Origin of the sequence: Lacipirellula limnantheis (genome assembly GCF_007746075.1) — a bacterium.
GTDB lineage: Bacteria > Planctomycetota > Planctomycetia > Pirellulales > Lacipirellulaceae > Lacipirellula > Lacipirellula limnantheis.
Genome location: NZ_CP036339.1, coordinates 2,728,781 through 2,745,879, shown reverse-complemented (window position 1 = coordinate 2,745,879; position 17,099 = coordinate 2,728,781). Strand labels below are relative to the sequence as shown.

The 17,099-nt window shown below is 62.6% G+C and carries 16 protein-coding genes and 1 riboswitch; of the genes, 13 read left to right on the top strand and 3 right to left on the bottom strand.

What is annotated here, in order from left to right; all coding sequences use genetic code 11:
• Positions 1–8 precede the first annotated feature (8 nt).
• The 3 genes from I41_RS10820 (at position 9) to I41_RS10810 (ending at position 2,284) form a co-directional block, all read left to right on the top strand.
• Positions 9–1,211, top strand: coding sequence for a cysteine desulfurase family protein (locus I41_RS10820; protein WP_145432560.1), 1,203 nt, complete (start codon positions 9–11; stop codon positions 1,209–1,211).
• 88 nt (positions 1,212–1,299) lie between these two features.
• Complete coding sequence (locus I41_RS10815; protein WP_246133855.1) at positions 1,300–1,686, top strand: HesB/IscA family protein; 387 nt, start codon at positions 1,300–1,302, stop codon at positions 1,684–1,686.
• 418 nt (positions 1,687–2,104) lie between these two features.
• Positions 2,105–2,284 (top strand): Flp family type IVb pilin, encoded by a 180-nt coding sequence (locus I41_RS10810; protein WP_145432559.1) that lies wholly within the window; start codon positions 2,105–2,107, stop codon positions 2,282–2,284.
• 64 nt (positions 2,285–2,348) lie between these two features.
• On the opposite strand, the gene queA is transcribed toward I41_RS10810, so the two are convergent.
• Positions 2,349–3,410 carry a tRNA preQ1(34) S-adenosylmethionine ribosyltransferase-isomerase QueA gene (gene queA / locus I41_RS10805; RefSeq protein ID WP_145432558.1) on the bottom strand — a complete coding sequence of 354 codons (1,062 nt, stop codon included), beginning with the start codon at positions 3,408–3,410 and terminating at the stop codon, positions 2,349–2,351.
• A gap of 310 nt (positions 3,411–3,720) precedes the next feature.
• Here queA and I41_RS10800 point away from each other — a divergent pair, with 310 nt between their 5' ends.
• The 3 genes from I41_RS10800 (at position 3,721) to I41_RS10790 (ending at position 5,877) form a co-directional block, all read left to right on the top strand.
• Positions 3,721–4,236: a division/cell wall cluster transcriptional repressor MraZ gene (locus I41_RS10800; RefSeq protein ID WP_145432557.1), complete on the top strand. Its 516-nt coding sequence runs from the start codon at positions 3,721–3,723 to the stop codon at positions 4,234–4,236.
• Positions 4,237–4,636: 400 nt separating this feature from the next.
• Positions 4,637–5,524: a 16S rRNA (cytosine(1402)-N(4))-methyltransferase RsmH gene (gene rsmH, locus I41_RS10795; RefSeq protein ID WP_145432556.1), complete on the top strand. Its 888-nt coding sequence runs from the start codon at positions 4,637–4,639 to the stop codon at positions 5,522–5,524.
• 29 nt (positions 5,525–5,553) lie between these two features.
• Positions 5,554–5,877, top strand: coding sequence for a hypothetical protein (locus tag I41_RS10790; RefSeq protein WP_145432555.1), 324 nt, complete (start codon positions 5,554–5,556; stop codon positions 5,875–5,877).
• 92 nt (positions 5,878–5,969) lie between these two features.
• Here the strand turns inward: I41_RS10790 and I41_RS10785 are convergent, their stop codons facing one another.
• Both I41_RS10785 and I41_RS10780 read right to left on the bottom strand, forming a co-directional pair.
• The gene (locus tag I41_RS10785) at positions 5,970–6,974 is read right to left on the bottom strand and encodes a tetratricopeptide repeat protein (RefSeq protein ID WP_145432554.1); all 1,005 of its coding nucleotides are present in this window, start codon (positions 6,972–6,974) and stop codon (positions 5,970–5,972) included.
• A gap of 77 nt (positions 6,975–7,051) precedes the next feature.
• Positions 7,052–7,657: a hypothetical protein gene (locus tag I41_RS10780; RefSeq protein ID WP_145432553.1), complete on the bottom strand. Its 606-nt coding sequence runs from the start codon at positions 7,655–7,657 to the stop codon at positions 7,052–7,054.
• Between the two features lie 623 nt (positions 7,658–8,280).
• Positions 8,281–8,373, top strand: a riboswitch (cyclic di-GMP riboswitch).
• A 234-nt stretch (positions 8,374–8,607) separates the two neighbouring features.
• Between I41_RS10780 and I41_RS10775 the strand changes: the two genes are divergently transcribed.
• The 7 genes from I41_RS10775 (at position 8,608) to I41_RS10745 (ending at position 17,099) form a co-directional block, all read left to right on the top strand.
• Positions 8,608–8,793, top strand: a complete 186-nt coding sequence (locus tag I41_RS10775) for a Flp family type IVb pilin (RefSeq protein WP_145432552.1) — start codon at positions 8,608–8,610, stop codon at positions 8,791–8,793.
• 383 nt (positions 8,794–9,176) lie between these two features.
• Positions 9,177–9,752, top strand: a complete 576-nt coding sequence (locus tag I41_RS10770; RefSeq protein ID WP_145432551.1) for an A24 family peptidase — start codon at positions 9,177–9,179, stop codon at positions 9,750–9,752.
• Positions 9,753–10,083: 331 nt separating this feature from the next.
• Complete coding sequence (gene cpaB / locus I41_RS10765; RefSeq protein WP_168206804.1) at positions 10,084–11,181, top strand: Flp pilus assembly protein CpaB; 1,098 nt, start codon at positions 10,084–10,086, stop codon at positions 11,179–11,181.
• 148 nt (positions 11,182–11,329) lie between these two features.
• A complete protein-coding gene (locus I41_RS10760; RefSeq protein ID WP_168206803.1) occupies positions 11,330–13,102 on the top strand; it encodes a type II and III secretion system protein family protein in 1,773 nt (590 codons plus the stop codon).
• A gap of 124 nt (positions 13,103–13,226) precedes the next feature.
• Positions 13,227–14,432, top strand: a complete 1,206-nt coding sequence (locus tag I41_RS10755; protein ID WP_145432548.1) for a nucleotide-binding protein — start codon at positions 13,227–13,229, stop codon at positions 14,430–14,432.
• A 318-nt stretch (positions 14,433–14,750) separates the two neighbouring features.
• Entirely contained in the window at positions 14,751–16,082 is a 1,332-nt protein-coding gene (locus I41_RS10750; RefSeq protein ID WP_145432547.1) for a CpaF family protein, read from the top strand.
• Positions 16,083–16,130: 48 nt separating this feature from the next.
• Entirely contained in the window at positions 16,131–17,099 is a 969-nt protein-coding gene (locus tag I41_RS10745) for a type II secretion system F family protein (RefSeq protein WP_145432546.1), read from the top strand.

Sequence of the window (17,099 nt, the reverse complement as noted above, 5' to 3'; positions counted from 1 at the left end):
CGCCCTTCATGCCCTCTCCTACGTCGATCTATCTCGATAACCACGCGACTACGCGCGTCGATCCGCGCGTCGTGGCGGCGATGCTGCCGTACTTTTCGGAACAGTACGGCAATGCGGGAAGCGTTGGCCACGCGTTCGGCGAGGCAGCACGGAACGCGGTCGAGCAGTCGCGCGCCGCCATCGCCGCGTCGATCGGCGCCGAATCGGAGGAGATCGTCTTTACGAGTGGCGCCACCGAGAGCAATAATCTCGCCATCCGCGGGATTGCCGAACGGGCGAAACGCCGCGGCAACCATCTTGTTAGCGTGCGCACCGAGCACAAAGCGGTGCTCGATCCGTTGGCGCGCTTGTCGCGTCGTGGATACGAGGTGACGCTGGTCGACGTTGAATCGCACGGCAGCCCCCGCGCCGGCTGGCTCGATCCGCAGCGCGTGGCGGACGCACTGCGCGACGACACGGCGCTGGTAAGTGTGATGCTCGCGAATAACGAGATCGGCGTCATCCAGCCATTGGGGGAGATTGCCGCTATCTGCCGCCAGCGCGGCGTCGCGCTTCACTGCGACGCGACGCAAGGCGTGGGCAAGATTCCGGTCGACGTCCGCGAACTCGGCGTCGACCTCATGAGTTTCACCGCTCACAAGATGTACGGCCCGAAGGGAGTAGGAGCCCTTTACATGCGCCGATCGCGGCCGGCGGTGCGACTCGAACCGCAAATCACGGGCGGCGGCCAGCAAGATGGCGTCCGCAGCGGCACGCTCAACGTGGCGGGGATTGTCGGGCTCGCAACGGCCCTTCAGTGCTGCGTCGAAGAATTGCCGACAGAGATGAAACGGCTGACCGAGATGCGAAACCAGCTTTGGGTTCGACTGCACACTCGGATCGCCGGCGTCGAATTGTGCGGCCCCGGATTGGACGAGCGAGCGGTGGGCGGCGGTCCGTTGCGGCTCCCTGGCAACTTGGACGTTGCGTTCGGCGACGTCGACGGCGAGGCGTTGCTGCTGGCGATGGGAAATCTGGCCGTCAGCTCGGGCGCGGCGTGTAGTTCGACCGATCCCAGCCCAAGCCATGTCCTTCTCAGCCTGGGACTGACGGAGGACCTGGCCCGCAGCACCTTGCGGTTCGGCTTCGGGCGATTCAACGTGGCGTCGGAAGTCGAAATCGCGGCTGAAACCGTGGCGGGGGCCGTCGAGCGATTGCGGGGGCTTCGGTAACCCGACTTTTCCCGGCGGGGAAAGTGGTATAATGTGAGCGGATCGGAAATGGCCGCCGCGCTGCGGCTGGCCTCCCAAACCAATCATCATGGCCCCTGAAAAGGGCGACATTCACTCCAACGTTTGCAGGGATAAGGCGTCCAACATGAGCATTGTCCTCACCGAAAAAGCGGCCCTCGAAGTCAAGCGGATCATGGAAGCCCAGAAGTACGAGGACCACGTCTTGCGCGTCGGCGTCGCTGGCGGCGGTTGCAGCGGGTTCAGCTACGCCTTGGGGTTTGCCAAGGATTTCGACGAAAAAGTCGATTCGAAGTTCGAATTCCACGGCGTGCCAGTGGTGGTCGACAAAAAAAGTGCGCTCTATCTCGACGGCACCACGGTCGATTTCTACGAAGGGATCGATCGCCGCGGGTTCACGTTCGATAACCCGAACGCCGTGAAGAGCTGCGGGTGCGGGAGCTCGTTCCAAGCCTAACGGCGGGAGCGAGTCCGAAACGTTGAAATTTCTAAACTGAGAGGCTCGTCCGCAGTGGGCGAGCCTCTTTTCTTTGCGCTACGGCCGACATCGTGAGTGCTGCAGCTGGTCGTCTCAAGCGCCATAGCTGTCATCCTGAGCGAAGCGAGGGATCTGGCGCCTCCACCGCGCGCCCCGATTCTTCGCTCCGCTCAGAATAACGCCTCGGAGAGCCTCGCTGGCCCAGTCGGAGCGGCGCACTGCGAGCGCCGTACAACCGGACCTAGGTTGCTAAAAAAAGCAAAAAGTCGCCGAATCTCCCGACCTGCGGGCGACACGTAGGTTCGGCCTGACATAGAGTTTGGATGTAGGGAGCGAGGCTCGGCTCTAGCTCCCGATCTTCCCCTCCTCTCTTCCTCTTTTCTGTTGACGTGTTTCCATGACCCGTTACATTCGACGCTTTTTGACGGAAGAAGACGGCCCCACGGCCGTTGAATACGCCGTCATGTTAGCGCTGATTGTCGGCCTCTGCATCACGTCGGTAAACGCCCTAGCTCAACGAACCGGCGAGAGTTTTGACACTTCCGCCAATGAACTGTCGTCTGTCTTGGGAAACTGACGCGACTGCGATTCGCGACCTCAGCGAAAACATTTAATACGACGCCACGGCGACGCGGAGCTTGTCATTGGATGAGCATCGCGTCGCCGTAGCTATAGAAGCGGTATTGTTGCTCGATCGCGGCGGCGTACGCCTCGCGAATGAGCTCCACGCCGCCAAAGGCCTGGACCAACAGCAGCAGCGTCGTGCGCGGGAAGTGAAAGTTGGTGAGCAGCGCGTCGGTCGCCAGGAATTGGTAGGGCGGGCGAATAAAGAGCCGCGACTCGCCCTGCCAGGGCGCCAACAGCTCGCTGGCGCCAATTGCCTGCTGATGTGCGGCCACCGTTTCCAGCGTTCGGACGACGGTAGTGCCGACGTTCACGATGCGGCCTCCCTCGTTGCGCGCTGCGGAGATCTCGCGCGCCGCGGCGGCCGTAACCTCCGCCCATTCGGCGTGCATTGGGTGATCGGCAGGATCGTCGACGGCGATGGGGCGAAACGTTCCCATGCCGACGTGCAGCGTGATCGCTGAGACGTCGGCTCCCCCCTGAGCGATCGATCGGAGCAGGTCCGGCGTAAAGTGCAGCCCCGCCGTTGGCGCGGCCACAGCGCCCGGGCGACGGGCGAACGTCGTCTGATAGCGCTCGACGTCGCTGTCGACCATGTTGCCGCCGCGGATGTAGGGCGGCAACGGCACGCGACCGATCCGCTCCAGCAGCGGCAACGTCGCCTGCGGTTCGTCGAGACGGGCCCGCCATTGGCCGTCGTCGAGTCGCTCGATCAGCCAGAGCTTCGCGGCGACGCGACCTTCGCGGTCCAAAAGACCGACGGCCTCGGGCTCCTTGAGATGGCCGCGCGTCTTGCAGACGATCTTCCAATCCCCCTCGGCGTCGGATCCAAGAAATAGCCCTTGCCACTGGCCGCCCGTCTCAAGGCGTTTCCCGCGGAGCTGGGCGGGAATCACCTTGGTGTCGTTCAGGACGACGCGGTCGCCGCGGCGGATGTAATCAGGCAAGTCGCGGATGTGGGCGTGGTCGATCGTCCCCCGAGCGCGATCAACGATCATCAGTCGGGCGTCGACGCGGTTGTGGAGTGGCTCCTGGGCGACGAGCTCGGGCGGAAGATGGTAGTCGAACCAGGGTTCCATGCGGGCGACGGTCCTGCGTAGCGCGGGCGCTGGGAATTGACCAAAGGCTGCAAGTATAAGCCGGCCAATGCTTTAGCGGCTACGGCAAACGCCGCGCAGCGCAACTTGCGGGAGGGCAACCGTTGGTCGCGCGCGGACTAGAAAGATTTTCTGAAAACGTCCCGACGCTGTAACTCGTTGCCGGAGCACTAGAAAAGTTCACACAAGCAACACGTCGACGTGGGGAGAAGTGCGAACAGCGTTGACGACGCCTACGGCTGGGTTATGTTGGGGACCGTTGGTGACGATTGGGGAAAAATGGGGGCCGGTCATGCTGCTAACGGGGTCGTATCGCCGCGCCCTGGACGACAAGCTGCGGCTAGCGATCCCTAAGCCGCTGCGCGATCAGCTCCCGGGGGAGTCCCCCCTTTACCTCACCCCCGGTTTGGACGGCTGTCTGGCGATCTATCCGCCGGCAGCGTTCGCGGCGCTGGCCGACCGATTGGCCGCGAGCTCGCCCGCCGCCCGCGAGGTCCGCGACTATAGTCGGCTCTTTTTCTCGCAGGCGTCGACGGTGACGCCAGACTCCCAGTGGCGCCTCCGGGTGCCGGCCGAATTGATCAAGTGGGCCAAGCTGGCGGGTGAGGCAATGATCGTCGGCGTGCGAGATCACATCGAAGTCTGGGCGGCCGAGCGGTGGGACGAGTACGTCGCGCAGTGCGACGGGCAGTACGAGCAACTGGCAGAAGCCGCCCTGACGTCGCCCGGCGCCTTCGTGCTGCGACAGGGGGTGCCTGAGGTTGCGGCCGAACAACTAACGGGAGCGGGCAGCCGATCCCCACGATAGGAGACTGTGAGTCGGTGGAGAGATGCTTTATGGATGGGTGCTGACCGATCAATTCGACCTCCCCGGGGCGACGCAGGCACAGGCCACAGGCTTGCGTCACCTGTGGGGAAGTCGTCGAGCCGCTCGCGGTATGGAGGCCACGGAGCGGAGGCTGGGATGCGGCGGAAATCTTCACCGGCGCAGTTCAGCAGCCTCTGCCAGGGTGCAAGGAAGTACTTTGGCACAGGCATTTTTTCTGAATGGCAGCCAATAACGAGGCCAGGGGACGGCGCCTAGACTCCTTTTCCGCCGCGACCATCTACCGGCGGAGCCGGTGGACTTTGTTGACGGTGGGAGCCCAAAGTCGCAGGACAACCTCAGGCGCCTCCCGAGCATCGATGCAGCCCTGTAAGCTGGGTCGATGAGCGACGCCACCGTCCACATTCCCGTACTACTCGGCGAAGTCCTCGCCCAGCTCCAGCCCGCCCCCGGCGGGGTCTTCGTCGACGGCACACTCGGCGGCGGCGGACACACGCGGGCCCTGGCGGAGCGCGTGGGGCTCACAGGGCGCGTCATTGCCGTTGATCTCGACAACGTCGCGGTGGAGCGCGCGTCGATCACGCTCGCCGGTATGTCGGTGGCCGTCGCCAACGCGAGTTACGCCGATATCCCCGAGGTCCTCGACGAAGTCGGTATTGCAGCCGTCGACGGCGTCTTGCTCGACTTGGGACTATCGAGCGACCAGCTTGCCGACGCAGCGCGAGGGTTCAGCTACCTCAGCGAGGGCGAGCTCGACATGCGTTTCGACCGCGATCGCGGCGAACCGGCGTGGCGGATGATGGAGCGGATGAGTGAAGAACACCTGGCCAATGTCATCTACCAATACGGCGAGGAGCGCTTCAGCCGCCGCATCGCCAAGAAAATCGTCGAACAACGGCGCTCTGCTCCCGTCCGGACGGCGGCGCAGCTAGCGGAACTGGTCCGTTCCTGCGTGCCGCGCAGCCGCGGACACAACATCGACCCGGCGACCCGCACGTTTCAAGCGCTGCGGATCGCGGTGAATGGGGAACTCGACGCGCTGCAGACGGCCCTCAAGCGGCTTCCCGACTACTTGAAGCCGACGGGGCGACTTGCGATCATAAGTTTTCACTCGCTGGAGGATCGAATCGTCAAGGAAGCGTTTCGGAGCGATGAGCGGCTGAACGTCGTGACGCGCAAACCAATCGTCGCCAGCGAGGAAGAGTCGAGCCGGAACCCGCGAGCCCGCAGCGCGAAGTTGCGCATTGCCGAGCGGGTCGCCGGCTCGTGACCCGGGACGGACACCCCCATGGGCCCTGTATGGATCTGAACGACGGAGTCAGTCGCCGCGACGCGGTGATTGGAGTCAGTTTTCTAGGCGTGCTGATGGCCGCCCTTTCGGCGACGATCGTTTATCGGATCGTCGACTCAAAGCCGCCCCGCGGGCCGCGAAAAGCGCCGCTCGTCACCGTCACGCCAGTCGAGGAATCAGGCGATTCCGGCGATGAGCTGAAGGTCGCGAGATTTGACGGCGACGTTGAGACTGTGGCTCATGACGAGCCGGTCGCCGCGAACGCGGGAGATGTCGTTGGCGCCGGCGACGGTGCGGCGTCGCCGACGTTCATCGCGCCCTCGGGTCGGTAAGCGCCGCTTGCGATTCCCCACACCGTTGCGGCCACTTCGCCCGCACTGCGGGCGGGTCGCGAGGCGAGGCGAGTTCGTTGCCGCAAGTCGCGTCAGTTGTTCACCGGCGGCAGTAGCACCGGGTTTGACGAAGGTTGCGTCGACGACGCCGGCGCGATCCAAGGCTCGTTCGGCACCGTGGCCACCGCCTCGGGCGTCGGCAGAATCGAGTCGTTCGCCACGGCCATGACCGGCGCTGGGTTCGCGGGCTGTCGAGCGACGATCGATCGCTCGCCCGGAGGGGTCGCCGGCGCCGTCAACTGGGCAAGCATGTCATGCGCCGGTTGCATCGTCGGGTCGAGCGCCAGCGCCTGTCCCAAGAAGGGCACGGCCTCGGCCCCTCGGCCCCGTTCGCTAAGCAGCACAGCCATGTTGTAGTTCGCGACCGCCGGCGTATGAACTGCCGTCAAGTGATCCATCGCGGGCTTCACTTGGTTCATTTCGACCAGCACCTTCGCCGCATTGTTGCGATAGAGGGCTTTGCGCGGTTCAATGCGAACCGCTTCATCCAATATCTTGGCGGCCGTCGGCAGGTCGCCCCGGCGTGCGTAGCACAGGGCGAGGTCATTTTGGGCCGTCGCACTCTTCGGATGCGCCTGTGCAGCGCGTTGGTAGAGCATCTGGGCGACGTCGAGTCGTCCCTCGCGATCTTCCATTCGCGCGGCGCCGAGCAAGGCGTCAAGATGCTTGGGGTCCATCGCCAGCGCTTTTTGGTAGTGCTGACGCGCCTGCGGAATCTGTCCGTTGCGATGACTCATCTGTGCCAGCGCGACGTGGAGTTCAGGCGTCGCGGTTTTCGGATCGAACGGCGCTTCGTTCGTCGGCGTCGGCGCGGCCTTCAACGGCTTCTTCTCGCCGAATATATCTGGCGAGTATTCCTTCATCGACGCGACGAACTTGTCGGTCCAGCCGCTTGGCTCGGCCGTGACCACGGCTCCGGGCGCACCGGGAGGGCCGCCGGTGCTCGTGTAACCGCCGGTGGCGCTCGGCCCCTTCGTGCTGGTGCAGCCGAGGGCGGCGACGGCGAGGATGCAGTTTGCGAACCAGATCTTTCGCATGTGGGCGCCCTCCTTGGCAGACGCACGCGCGAGCTATCGACGTAATTGAGCTCGGAGTTAAGCGACGGACAATTGACTTAGTTGGATGACTCGAGAGCGCCCGCCGGCGGCAACATCGGCACTGGCTGATTGGCTTTGAAGCCAGTGAATACGGCGTCGACCATCCCCGCGGGATAACCGTCGTCGCGAACCAGCGTCTCTTGCACGTCGCCGGGGCCGCCCAGGCCGTTCAGGCTGGCGACATATTGTTGCACGGCCTCGATGCGGCCCGAGGTCCGTTCCTGGTTGGGGACGCGTTGGACGTACAACGTCCGGTACTGGGGAGGCGCCTGCGTGAGAATCCATTCCACTTTCAGGCGACCGGCTTCGTTGAGCTGAACGCCGTCAGCTTCGAAGTGATAGGGACCTAGCAAAGCCTGCCGGCGCCAGCCATTGACGGCCATCACGTCAAACGCCTGGCAAATGCCGCGACGAGCGGGGTTGATGTACTGCCGCGGCCAAATCGAGTTGTGATAGTAGGCGTCTTCACAGGTGTAATAGTGCGCCTGCGGCCCCGAGGGACTCGCCGGCGGACACGGGCCGCGCCCCTGGCACGCCCCCCCCTGGCAACCGCATTGCTGCGCGTTGGCGGCAGCGGCGACGATCATTGCCGGCAAAGCAATCCACAGGACATTTAGTTTCATGAATCCATCCTGCGCGAGACGAATGGCCGTCCGCCGTCGGGCGAACCAATACGCTGTCGGCGATGCGCGGCGAGCGCGACGTCGCCGTGAAGGCGTTACCGTCGTCAGTATCGACACTAACGGGAAGGTCGCTGCCGAGCTTTCTGTGAGACTGGCGTGCGTTGCCTAGACGGAAAAGTCGCCAGCTGGCAGCTAGCAGGCGAATCGTCGGACGGGAGAGCGGCGTTTTCAGGCCGCGAGCCCTCGGTTTTCCATTTTCGTCACCCGCCGGGGGCGTTTACTGCGCGAACGCTCACTCTGGTTCATGGCTTAAGCGCCGACTCTAAGTCCGGATGCACGGGTTCTAACGACGCTGCGACCGAATGCCCCGGTAGCGCTGGTTCTAACGCCTAGCCAAGGAAATTGTTCTCCGTCGAGTCGGGAGTTTTCTTTGACAGCGGTGGGGCTCGACATAGGTTTCATTCGTAGTCGGTGCCGTGGAAATGGCGTCGGCGACAAAGCGAATGCAAGCAGGCGTTCGCTGGCGAATGACTTCTCTTCTCTTGCAACGCGGGATTCACCCGCACGCTTCATGGACGAGGCCAGGCGAAGAGGCGTCCGACGCCGAGCCTGCTGCGTTGTCATCCTCGAAAGGGCAAACCGGTGGAAACGCCGGGACGCAAAGCTAGGGGGCGGCGAATCGAAATCCTCGATTTGACGTCAGCCCGGCCGCCGAAGGGAGACGCGTCGCCGCTCAGTCGACGCACTGAAATGAGTTCACGAGATGTGACGCAGGAACCTTATCGTTTTACTTTTTCGGTTCAAGTGGAGGCGACCTAAGCAGGCTCCTCGGTTCGGCAACGAACGGAGGCCCCCGCTTGAACCAACCACCGAGGGCGTTGGGCTCTCGACAACCAGTAGAGCGCGGTCGCTCCTGTCACAGGACGACGGCTCGAGAATCGGAGGATGCTATGAAGAATCTCGCTTTGAAGGTGCAACGTTTCCTCAAGTCGGAAGATGGCCCCACCGCGGTCGAATACGCCGTGATGCTGGCCCTGATCGTGATCGTCTGTTTGACCGCCATTCGGTCGATCGGCACGAACGCCAATGCGACGTTCAACTCGGTTGCCGGACAACTCGGTGGCGGCGGCCCGTGATCTTTATCAGCCGCGCCTCACGCAGGCGTCGCTTGATTTAACGCTTACACCTCCCGGCGTGATCGCGCCGGGAGGTGTTTTCGTTTCCTGTCGGGTGCAAAGTCTTTGGCGGACCTCGCACTTATCCTGTCCGCGACCCGCGAAAACATAAGCTACGCTTAGTTGGCGGCGCCAATGGTCCCCAGCATAGAGGGCGTAGCGCGCGGCCGCAGCCGGAGTTTCAGCCATGATCGGCCTATTGCCCGAAGACGTCGTTCGTAGCGCGGTCCAATTGGCGTGCTACGGTTTGGCGGCGTTCACCGCCATCGCGGCGTTCTTGTTTACGCCGCGCTGGTAGTCCGCACAACTCAACCATACTCGCAGCTCTGATAGGGAAGGCTGTCATGCTCGATTTCCAGGAATTCGGCGGCCGCTTGGCCGAAACTTGGCCTTGCTGGGTCGTCACCATCACGTTGGTAGTCGCAGCCGTCATCGACGGCCTGCAACTGAAGGTGCCGAACTGGATCACCTTCCCCATGATTATTTCGGGATGGATCTATAGCACAGCGTTTTCGCCGTTTGCGGGGTGGGAAGGCCTGTTCCTCAGCCTGGTCGGCACCGCCGTTGGCTTGGCCGTGCTGCTGCCGGCGTATGCCGTCGGCGGCATGGGCGCGGGAGATGTGAAACTGATGGCCGGCGTCGGCGCCTGGATGTGGGGCACCGTGACTCTGTACGCCTTCGCGGCAACGGCCGTCGTCGGCGGCGTCATCGCGGTCGCCATGGTGCTGTCGCGCGGGGCCTGGGCTAAGCACCGCGATCAGTTCTGGTCGATCCTCGGCGAAATTGCCACCGTCAAAGACCCCGAAAAACTTGCCGCGATCGCTGCTGAGCGCAAGCCGCGGATGTTCCTCCTCCCTTACGGAATTCCGATCGCGATCGGCACCATCGCCTACTTCGCCTGGTCGGGAATGCTGGTCTAACGAACCAAAAGACGTTGAACCACGACGGCACGACGAGCACGACGGAAGTGAAGAATGGAACCGCCGATGGACGCAGATGAACGCAAATAAATCTCTTTGGCGTTCATCTGGGTTCACAGGAGGTTTCGTTGCCTTCCTTCTCCTACGTCTTGCCCGTCGTGGTTAACTGATTTGCTAGCAACGCCGAGGCACTTTGCTCGGCGATTCGGCGATTGTCGAAAGATTAGATTGAACCGGTTGTGACGAGGGCGCCGAAAACAACGACGAGGCGCGGATTCACGGCGAGCGCTACTGCTCGGCCAGGGCTGCGTCTTCATGCCAGGGGGGTATGATGCGTCCGAAATCACTGATTCTGCTTGCGCTTGCGCTAGGCTGCGGTCTGGTTGCGTCGATTGGCATTAGCCAGGTCCTCGACGGGAACAATCGCCCGGCGGCCGTCGCCACGGCTCCGATCTACGTCGCCCTGCAGAACGTCAACGTCGGCGACCCGCTCACCGAAAAAATGGTGGCGCTCGAGGAATGGCCCAAAGACAAAGTGCCTGTCGGCGCCATTAGCAAGTGGGAAGACCTGGAGGATCGTCGCCCGCGCAGCAACATCTATCAGGGCGAACCGCTGCTGGAAAACAAGCTGCTCGCCAAAGGCGAGCGCAGCGATCCGATCCAAGGCGTTCCCGCCGGTATGCGGTTGAAGACCATCTCGGTCGACGCCCGCAAGAGCGCCGCCGGCTTGCTAAGCCCTGGCGACCGCGTCGACGTCCAGATCTACGTGCGAGCCAATCCCGAGCATGGCATCAAGAGCCCGTTCACGAAAATCTTCTTGCAGAATATCCGCGTCTACGCCGTCGACCAGGCCATCGACAAGGCCGCTGACGGCGAAGAAGCGCGCAACGTCGCCAAGACCGTCTCGCTCATCGTGACGCCGGCCCAAGCAAACCGGATCAACCTAGCTGAAAACATGGGCGAGATCAGCTTGATCCCGCGTAATCCCGACGACGACGCGGTTGTCGAAGATTCAGAGCAGGGAACCGACGAGTTGTTCGGCCGCAGCACGTCGAACGATCGTGAAAGCGAACAGTATTCGCAAACGGAGGAGAGCTCCGAGGGAGCGCTTTCCGGATTCAAGTCGCTCATGCAGCAGGCGCTAACGAGCGCCGCCGCTGCGGCCGCAGCGAATCCGCAGGAGAAGAAGCCGCACTTCCAGATGAAGATCATCTACCCCAACGAGATCTCTACCGTGCAGTTTTCGGAGGACGGAGAACCGATCGGGGAAACGAATGGTCCGCGGTCGAACCTGCCATTTCCGGCGCCGGGGTCGTTCACCTCGCCGACGTTGCCCGTCGCGCCAACGCCGGCGCCAGGACCAGCTCCGGCCCCTCCGGACGGCACGCCGACGCCAGCCGATTTTCCGATCGATCTGCGCTTGAAATGATTTCGTCGCTCGTCATCGCCGCCATACCGACTCGAGAAGCACCGACTTAAATCACAGATAATCGTGCGGAACAAGGATGTTCCGATTGCGGGGTCTAATCGAGCAGTTCGCTGCTCCCCTGCCCCAAACTAGCGAAGGATGTACACGGATGTACTTAACTCCCCTCTCCCGCCGTTCTGGCGTTCGACTCTTCTTGGCGCTGGTGATGTTTGCCAATACGGCGCTCGTCGCGCCGCCGGCGCCCGCACAGCAGCCGGGCTCGGTCGTGCGCAACTTGTCGCAAGCGAACGAGCGGCTCGAGATGACGGTCAACACGAGTCAGATCCTGACGCTGGGAACTCGCATTCCCCGCATTGTCGTTAACAACCCAGATCTGGTCACCGCGACGCCGGTCAGCGAAACGCAGGTCCAAATCGCCGCCCGCAAACCAGGCGTCACGCAAATTAACCTGTGGGACGAGAACGGCGAGATTTACACCGTCGACCTGCTCATCTTCGGCGACGTCCGCGAACTGGAAGTTAACTTGCAGCGGATGTTCCCCTCCTCGTCACTCCGAGTCATTCGCCTCACCAACAGCCTGGTGCTGGAAGGTCAGGTCGATCGGCCCGAAATCGTCAGCACCATTCGCCAGCTTGCCGAGGACTACGCACCGAAAGTCGTGAACAACATCACGGTCGGCGGAGCGCAGCAGATCATGCTGAAGGTCAAGGTGATGGAGGTGAACCGCACGAATCTCCGCAGCTTGGGCTTCGATTTCGATCTGAGCGGCACGGGCGGGTTCCTGACGCAAACCGCCTCCGGCGTGCTGACGAACATCAACCGCACCCAAAATACGTTCACCGCGCCGAATGCAACGCTCGCCTTTGACATTGTGGACGGCAATACGCAGTTTCTCGGCCTGCTCGAAGCCTTACAGCAACGCAACCTCGTCAAGACCTTGGCCAATCCGACGCTGGTGACCGTCAGCGGTCGCCCCGCCGCCTTCAACGCCGGCGGTGAAATCTTCTTCCAAATCAACAACGGAATTTCCGGCAGCACGGTCCAGTCGGAAGACTTCGGCACGCAGATCGACTTCCTGCCGATCGTCATGGGCAACGGCCGCATCCGCCTGGAAGTGCGGCCGAAAATCAGCGAAATCGACAACTCCGTCCCACTCGGCAACGAGTTGTTCCGCACCAAGGTCAGTTACGTCGACACCGGCGTCGAAATGCAAGCCGGACAGACGCTCGCCTTGGCCGGTCTGAAACAAACGCGCGTCAAGACGATCAATCGCGGCCTTCCCTACCTCATGGACATGCCGTTCGTCGGCGCCGCCTTCCGCAAGAATAAGGAAGAAGTCGAGGAGATCGAGCTGCTGATCATGGTGACGCCCGAGTTCGCCGAGGGGATGGATCCGCATGAGGTCCCGCTCTGCGGTCCCGGCATGGAAACCATGTCGCCCTCCAACGCCGAGCTCTATTGCAAGGGCCTCATGGAAGTCCCTGCCTGCGGCCCGTGCGGTGCGATGGAACCTTGCTACTGCAACGCCCCCGGCCTCGACTGCGGGGTCAACGGCTGTGGTCCGGGCGGAGCTCCCGCCGGCGGCACGCCCGCGATGGCGACCGACGGCGCCATGAGCGGCAGTCGAGTTTACCGCGGCGAGACTTACCAAAACGCGCCTGATGAAGGCGAAGTCTACCAAGGCCCGATGCACGCGGTCCCGTCCGGCGGACCGGCGCCGCAGCGACTCCAACCCGATCTCGCGCCGAGCACGCTGCCCGACCCGGCGGCGAGCACGCCAGGTCTTCAGCGGCAGGCGACGCCGGCCGCGCATTACAGTCCCGCCAACCGGCGCAATCCGAACCAGGTGAGACAAACGTCCGGCCGATCGACGAGTACCCCTGGATTGATCGGTCCGATCGGCTATGACGTGCAGAAATAAGCTAATCTAGCTCGGAGAGAAGGGCTCCAAGCAGGTCTTTTGCTGCGACACGTGCGTCCGCTCCGGCCATCTGGCCGTCTGAGCGCGCCGCGTTGGGCGACGACCCTAGTCGATTCCACTGGGCATGGCAAACGTACTGCGGATAGCGATCGTCGACCCGAACGACGCCACGCGGGAGAACCTCAAGACGGTCCTCCTGGGGTTGGAAACCGTCTGGCTAGAGGCGGAATGCTCGCGGTACGCCTTTTTCGTCGACGTCGTCGAGCAGACGAAGCCTGACATCGGCTTCATCGCGATGGATAGCGACCCGCAGCGCGCGGTGAAGCTGATCCAAGAAACGTTGGCCAAATCGCCGAACTGTTCGATTCTCGTATCGAGCACTTCCACCGACGGCCGGTTGATTCTCGAATCGATGCGGGCCGGCGCCAAAGAGTTCCTGACCGAGCCGCTCCGCGCGGAAGACTTGTCCGCTGCCCTTCAGCGGGTCAAGCGACAGACGACCGGTAACTCGTCGCCCACCGCGAAGGATGGATGCCATGTCTTCGCCGTCGCTGGCGCGACTGGCGGCGTCGGCTCGTCAAGCGTCGCCGTCAACCTCGCCTGTGCGCTGGCGGCTGATTCAGCGAATTCCGTGGTGTTGGTCGACCTCGACGTCGCCCTGGGCGACGACGACGTCTTCCTCGACACCATCCCGGAATACACCCTGGCCGACATTGCCCAAAACGTCGAGCGGCTCGACCTGACGCTGTTGCGTAAGTCGCTCACCGTCCACTCGACCGGCGTTCACTTACTGCCGCGCCCGATGCAGCTCGACGAAGTGCGGCACATTACCGCCGAAAAGCTGCAGCGCGTGCTCGGATTGTTGAAGACGTCGTTCACGCATATGGTGATCGACACGTCGAAGAGTTACAGCGAGCTCGATATGCTCGCGATTCGCAGTGCGGACGACGTACTGATGCTGACGCAGCTCGACTTGCCTTGTCTGCGCAACGTCGTGCGACTGCTGATGACGTTCGATGAGGAAGAATCGCTGCGGTCGAAGGTAAAGGTCATCGTCAATCGCTACGGCCAAGACAGCGGACAAATCAGCCTGAAAAAGGCCCGCGACACGATCGGACGCGACGTTTATTGGCAGATTCCGAACGACTACCGCGTGATGGCGGAAGTTCGAAACAACGGCGTACCGCTGTTGCAGCACGCCCCCAAGGCGGCCATCACGCAGTCGATCAGCCAGCTCGCCGACGCACTCTGCGGCAAGAAGGGCGACGAGGACGGGGCGGGCGACGGCAAAGGTCGGCGCTGGCTCAACCTTTGGTCGAGTCGCTCGTAGTTACCAGCGCCATCCCGCCCCAAGCCGGTTCGCCTCGCGATGCGCGGGCCCAAGCGCGCGAGTCGCGGAGCCTCGACGGCGCCGCTGTCGGCCCATCAATGGTCAAACGGGCGGCGCCCGCCGACCAACCGTCACGACCCACCCAGCCGGCAAGCGGTCGCTCGCGCGGCGTTACCGCTGCGAGCCCTCTCGCCTCTTCCCACCGCGGCGTGAACTATCCTTTTCTGACGCCTCCATCGGCGTTGCGCCAAGGTCTTCCTCGGTCGCACTCGGGAATTGCGCTCACTTCCCGGCAGTCTGCCAACAAACGCCACAGCCATGACACGACTCGCCACCCAAGCCGCCGTCCCCGCCGCCGCCAGCAAAGATCGCGAGGCCGAGTTCGATAAGCTCAAGCAACGGATCCACTCGAAGCTCGTCGACAAGCTCGACCTATCGCATATCGGCGATCTGGAAGGCGAGGTGCTGCGTCGCGAGATTCGCCTAGTCGTTGAACATCTTTGCGACACCGAGGACACGTTTCTCAATCGCAATGAACGCGACCGCCTGATCGACGAGGTCCTGGACGAGACCTTTGGCCTTGGCCCGCTCGAATTGTTGCTGAAAGAGCCGACCGTCAGCGAAATCATGATCAACGGGCCCAAGAATGTGTTCATCGAACACGGCGGCAAGCTCGAAAAGACCAGCGTCACCTTCCGAGACGACAAGCACTTGATGCAGATCATCGACCGCATCGTGTCGAAGGTCGGACGCCGCGTCGACGAAGTCTGCCCGATGGTCGACGCCCGCCTGCCCGACGGCTCCCGCGTCAACGCGATCATCCCGCCGCTGGCGCTCGATGGCCCCAGCGTCACGATTCGGCGGTTCGGCTCCAATCCGCTCAAGCTCGAAGATCTGTTGAACTACAAAAGCATGACGCCCGAAATGGTCATGCTGCTCGAAGGCGCCATGAAGGCGCGGCTGAACATCATCATCTCCGGCGGCACTGGCTCTGGTAAGACGACGCTGCTCAACACGTTGTCGAGCTTTATTTCCAACGCCGACCGCATCGTCACGATCGAAGACGCCGCCGAATTGCAGCTGCAGCAGCAGCACATCGTTCGCTTGGAAACCCGTCCGCCGAACATCGAAGGCAAAGGGCGGATCACGGCGACCGACCTGGTGCGCAACTGTCTGCGTATGCGGCCCGACCGGATCATCATCGGCGAATGCCGCGGACCGGAAACGCTCGACATGCTGCAGGCGATGAACACCGGCCACGAAGGGTCGCTCACTACCTGCCACGCTAACACGCCGCGCGACGCCATCGCTCGATTGGAAACGATGATTATGATGTCCGGCTTCGAAATGCCGATCAAGGCGATGCGGCAGCAGATTTCCAGCGCCGTCGACTTGATTGTGCAGGTCAATCGCCTGCCAGGCGGTCCTAGAAAAGTCACGGCGATTACCGAAATCATGGGGATGGAGCAGGACACCATCATCATGCAAGACATTTTCAAATACGTCCTCGAAGGGGTAAACGAGAGCGGCCGCGGCGTCGGCCGTTTCGAGGCGACCGGCATCCGGCCGTCGTTCATCCCACGGTTTGAGTCCCACGGCGTTCGGCTCCCGGCCAGCGTCTTCCGTGAGCGGATCATGCTTCGCGACTAAGCGTCCGCAGCCCGGTGAGCGAACTCTACAGCAGTCAGTGAGAATGCGATGCTTCCTTCGATTCTGATTCTGGGCGCCGTCTTCGTCGGCGTAACGCTGCTGGTCGTCGCGATCGCTGCGCTAATGCGCGACAAGTCGATCTCGCAGATGGAAGGGCGCCTCAATACGCTCACCGGCAAGGGCGACCGCTCAGAAGGGGGCCTCGCCGAGCTGACGCAAATCCTCGCGAAAGAACGGGGCCAGGGCAAAGGCGCCCTCGAAACGATCGTCTCGCGGTGGTTCAATCTGCCGCGGCTCTTCGCTCAAGCCGACGTCCACATGTCAGTGACGACGTTTGTGGCCATCTCGGGCATCCTCGGGTTCGTCGCCTTCTTGGCCTGCGGTTTCGTCGGCGTCCACTACGCCTTCGCGCCGGCGATCGGCGTCTGCTTCGCCATGCTGCCGTTGGGTTATCTGATGTTCAAGCGAAAGAAGCGGCTGGCGAAGTTCGCCGCTCAACTGCCTGAGGGACTGGAACTCGTCGCGCGGGCGTTACGCGCCGGTCACAGCTTGTCCGCGGGCTTCCGCCTGGTGGCGACCGAAATGTCGGCTCCGATCGGGCAGGAATTCGGCCGGGTCTTCGAAGAACAGAATCTCGGCATCCCGTTTGAGGAAGCCCTTGATGCGCTGACCGAACGCGTCCCGAACCTCGACCTGAGGTTTTTCGCGACCGCCGTTATCCTGCAACGTCAGACGGGCGGCGACTTGGCGGAAATCCTCGACAAGATCGGCACGCTGGTCCGCGAGCGATTCAAGATCTTCGGTCAAGTCCAAGCGCTGACGGGCGAAGGCCGCCTGTCAGGCATCGTGCTGTTGGCGTTGCCGCCGCTGTTGTTCGTCGCGGTCTACCGCATGAACCCCGATTACCTGATGCTCCTCTTCACCGACGAGCTTGGTAAGAAGATGCTCATCGGCGGTATTTTGCTCCAACTTTTGGGCGCCCTGGTCATTCGCAAGATCGTCAACATCCGAGTCTGA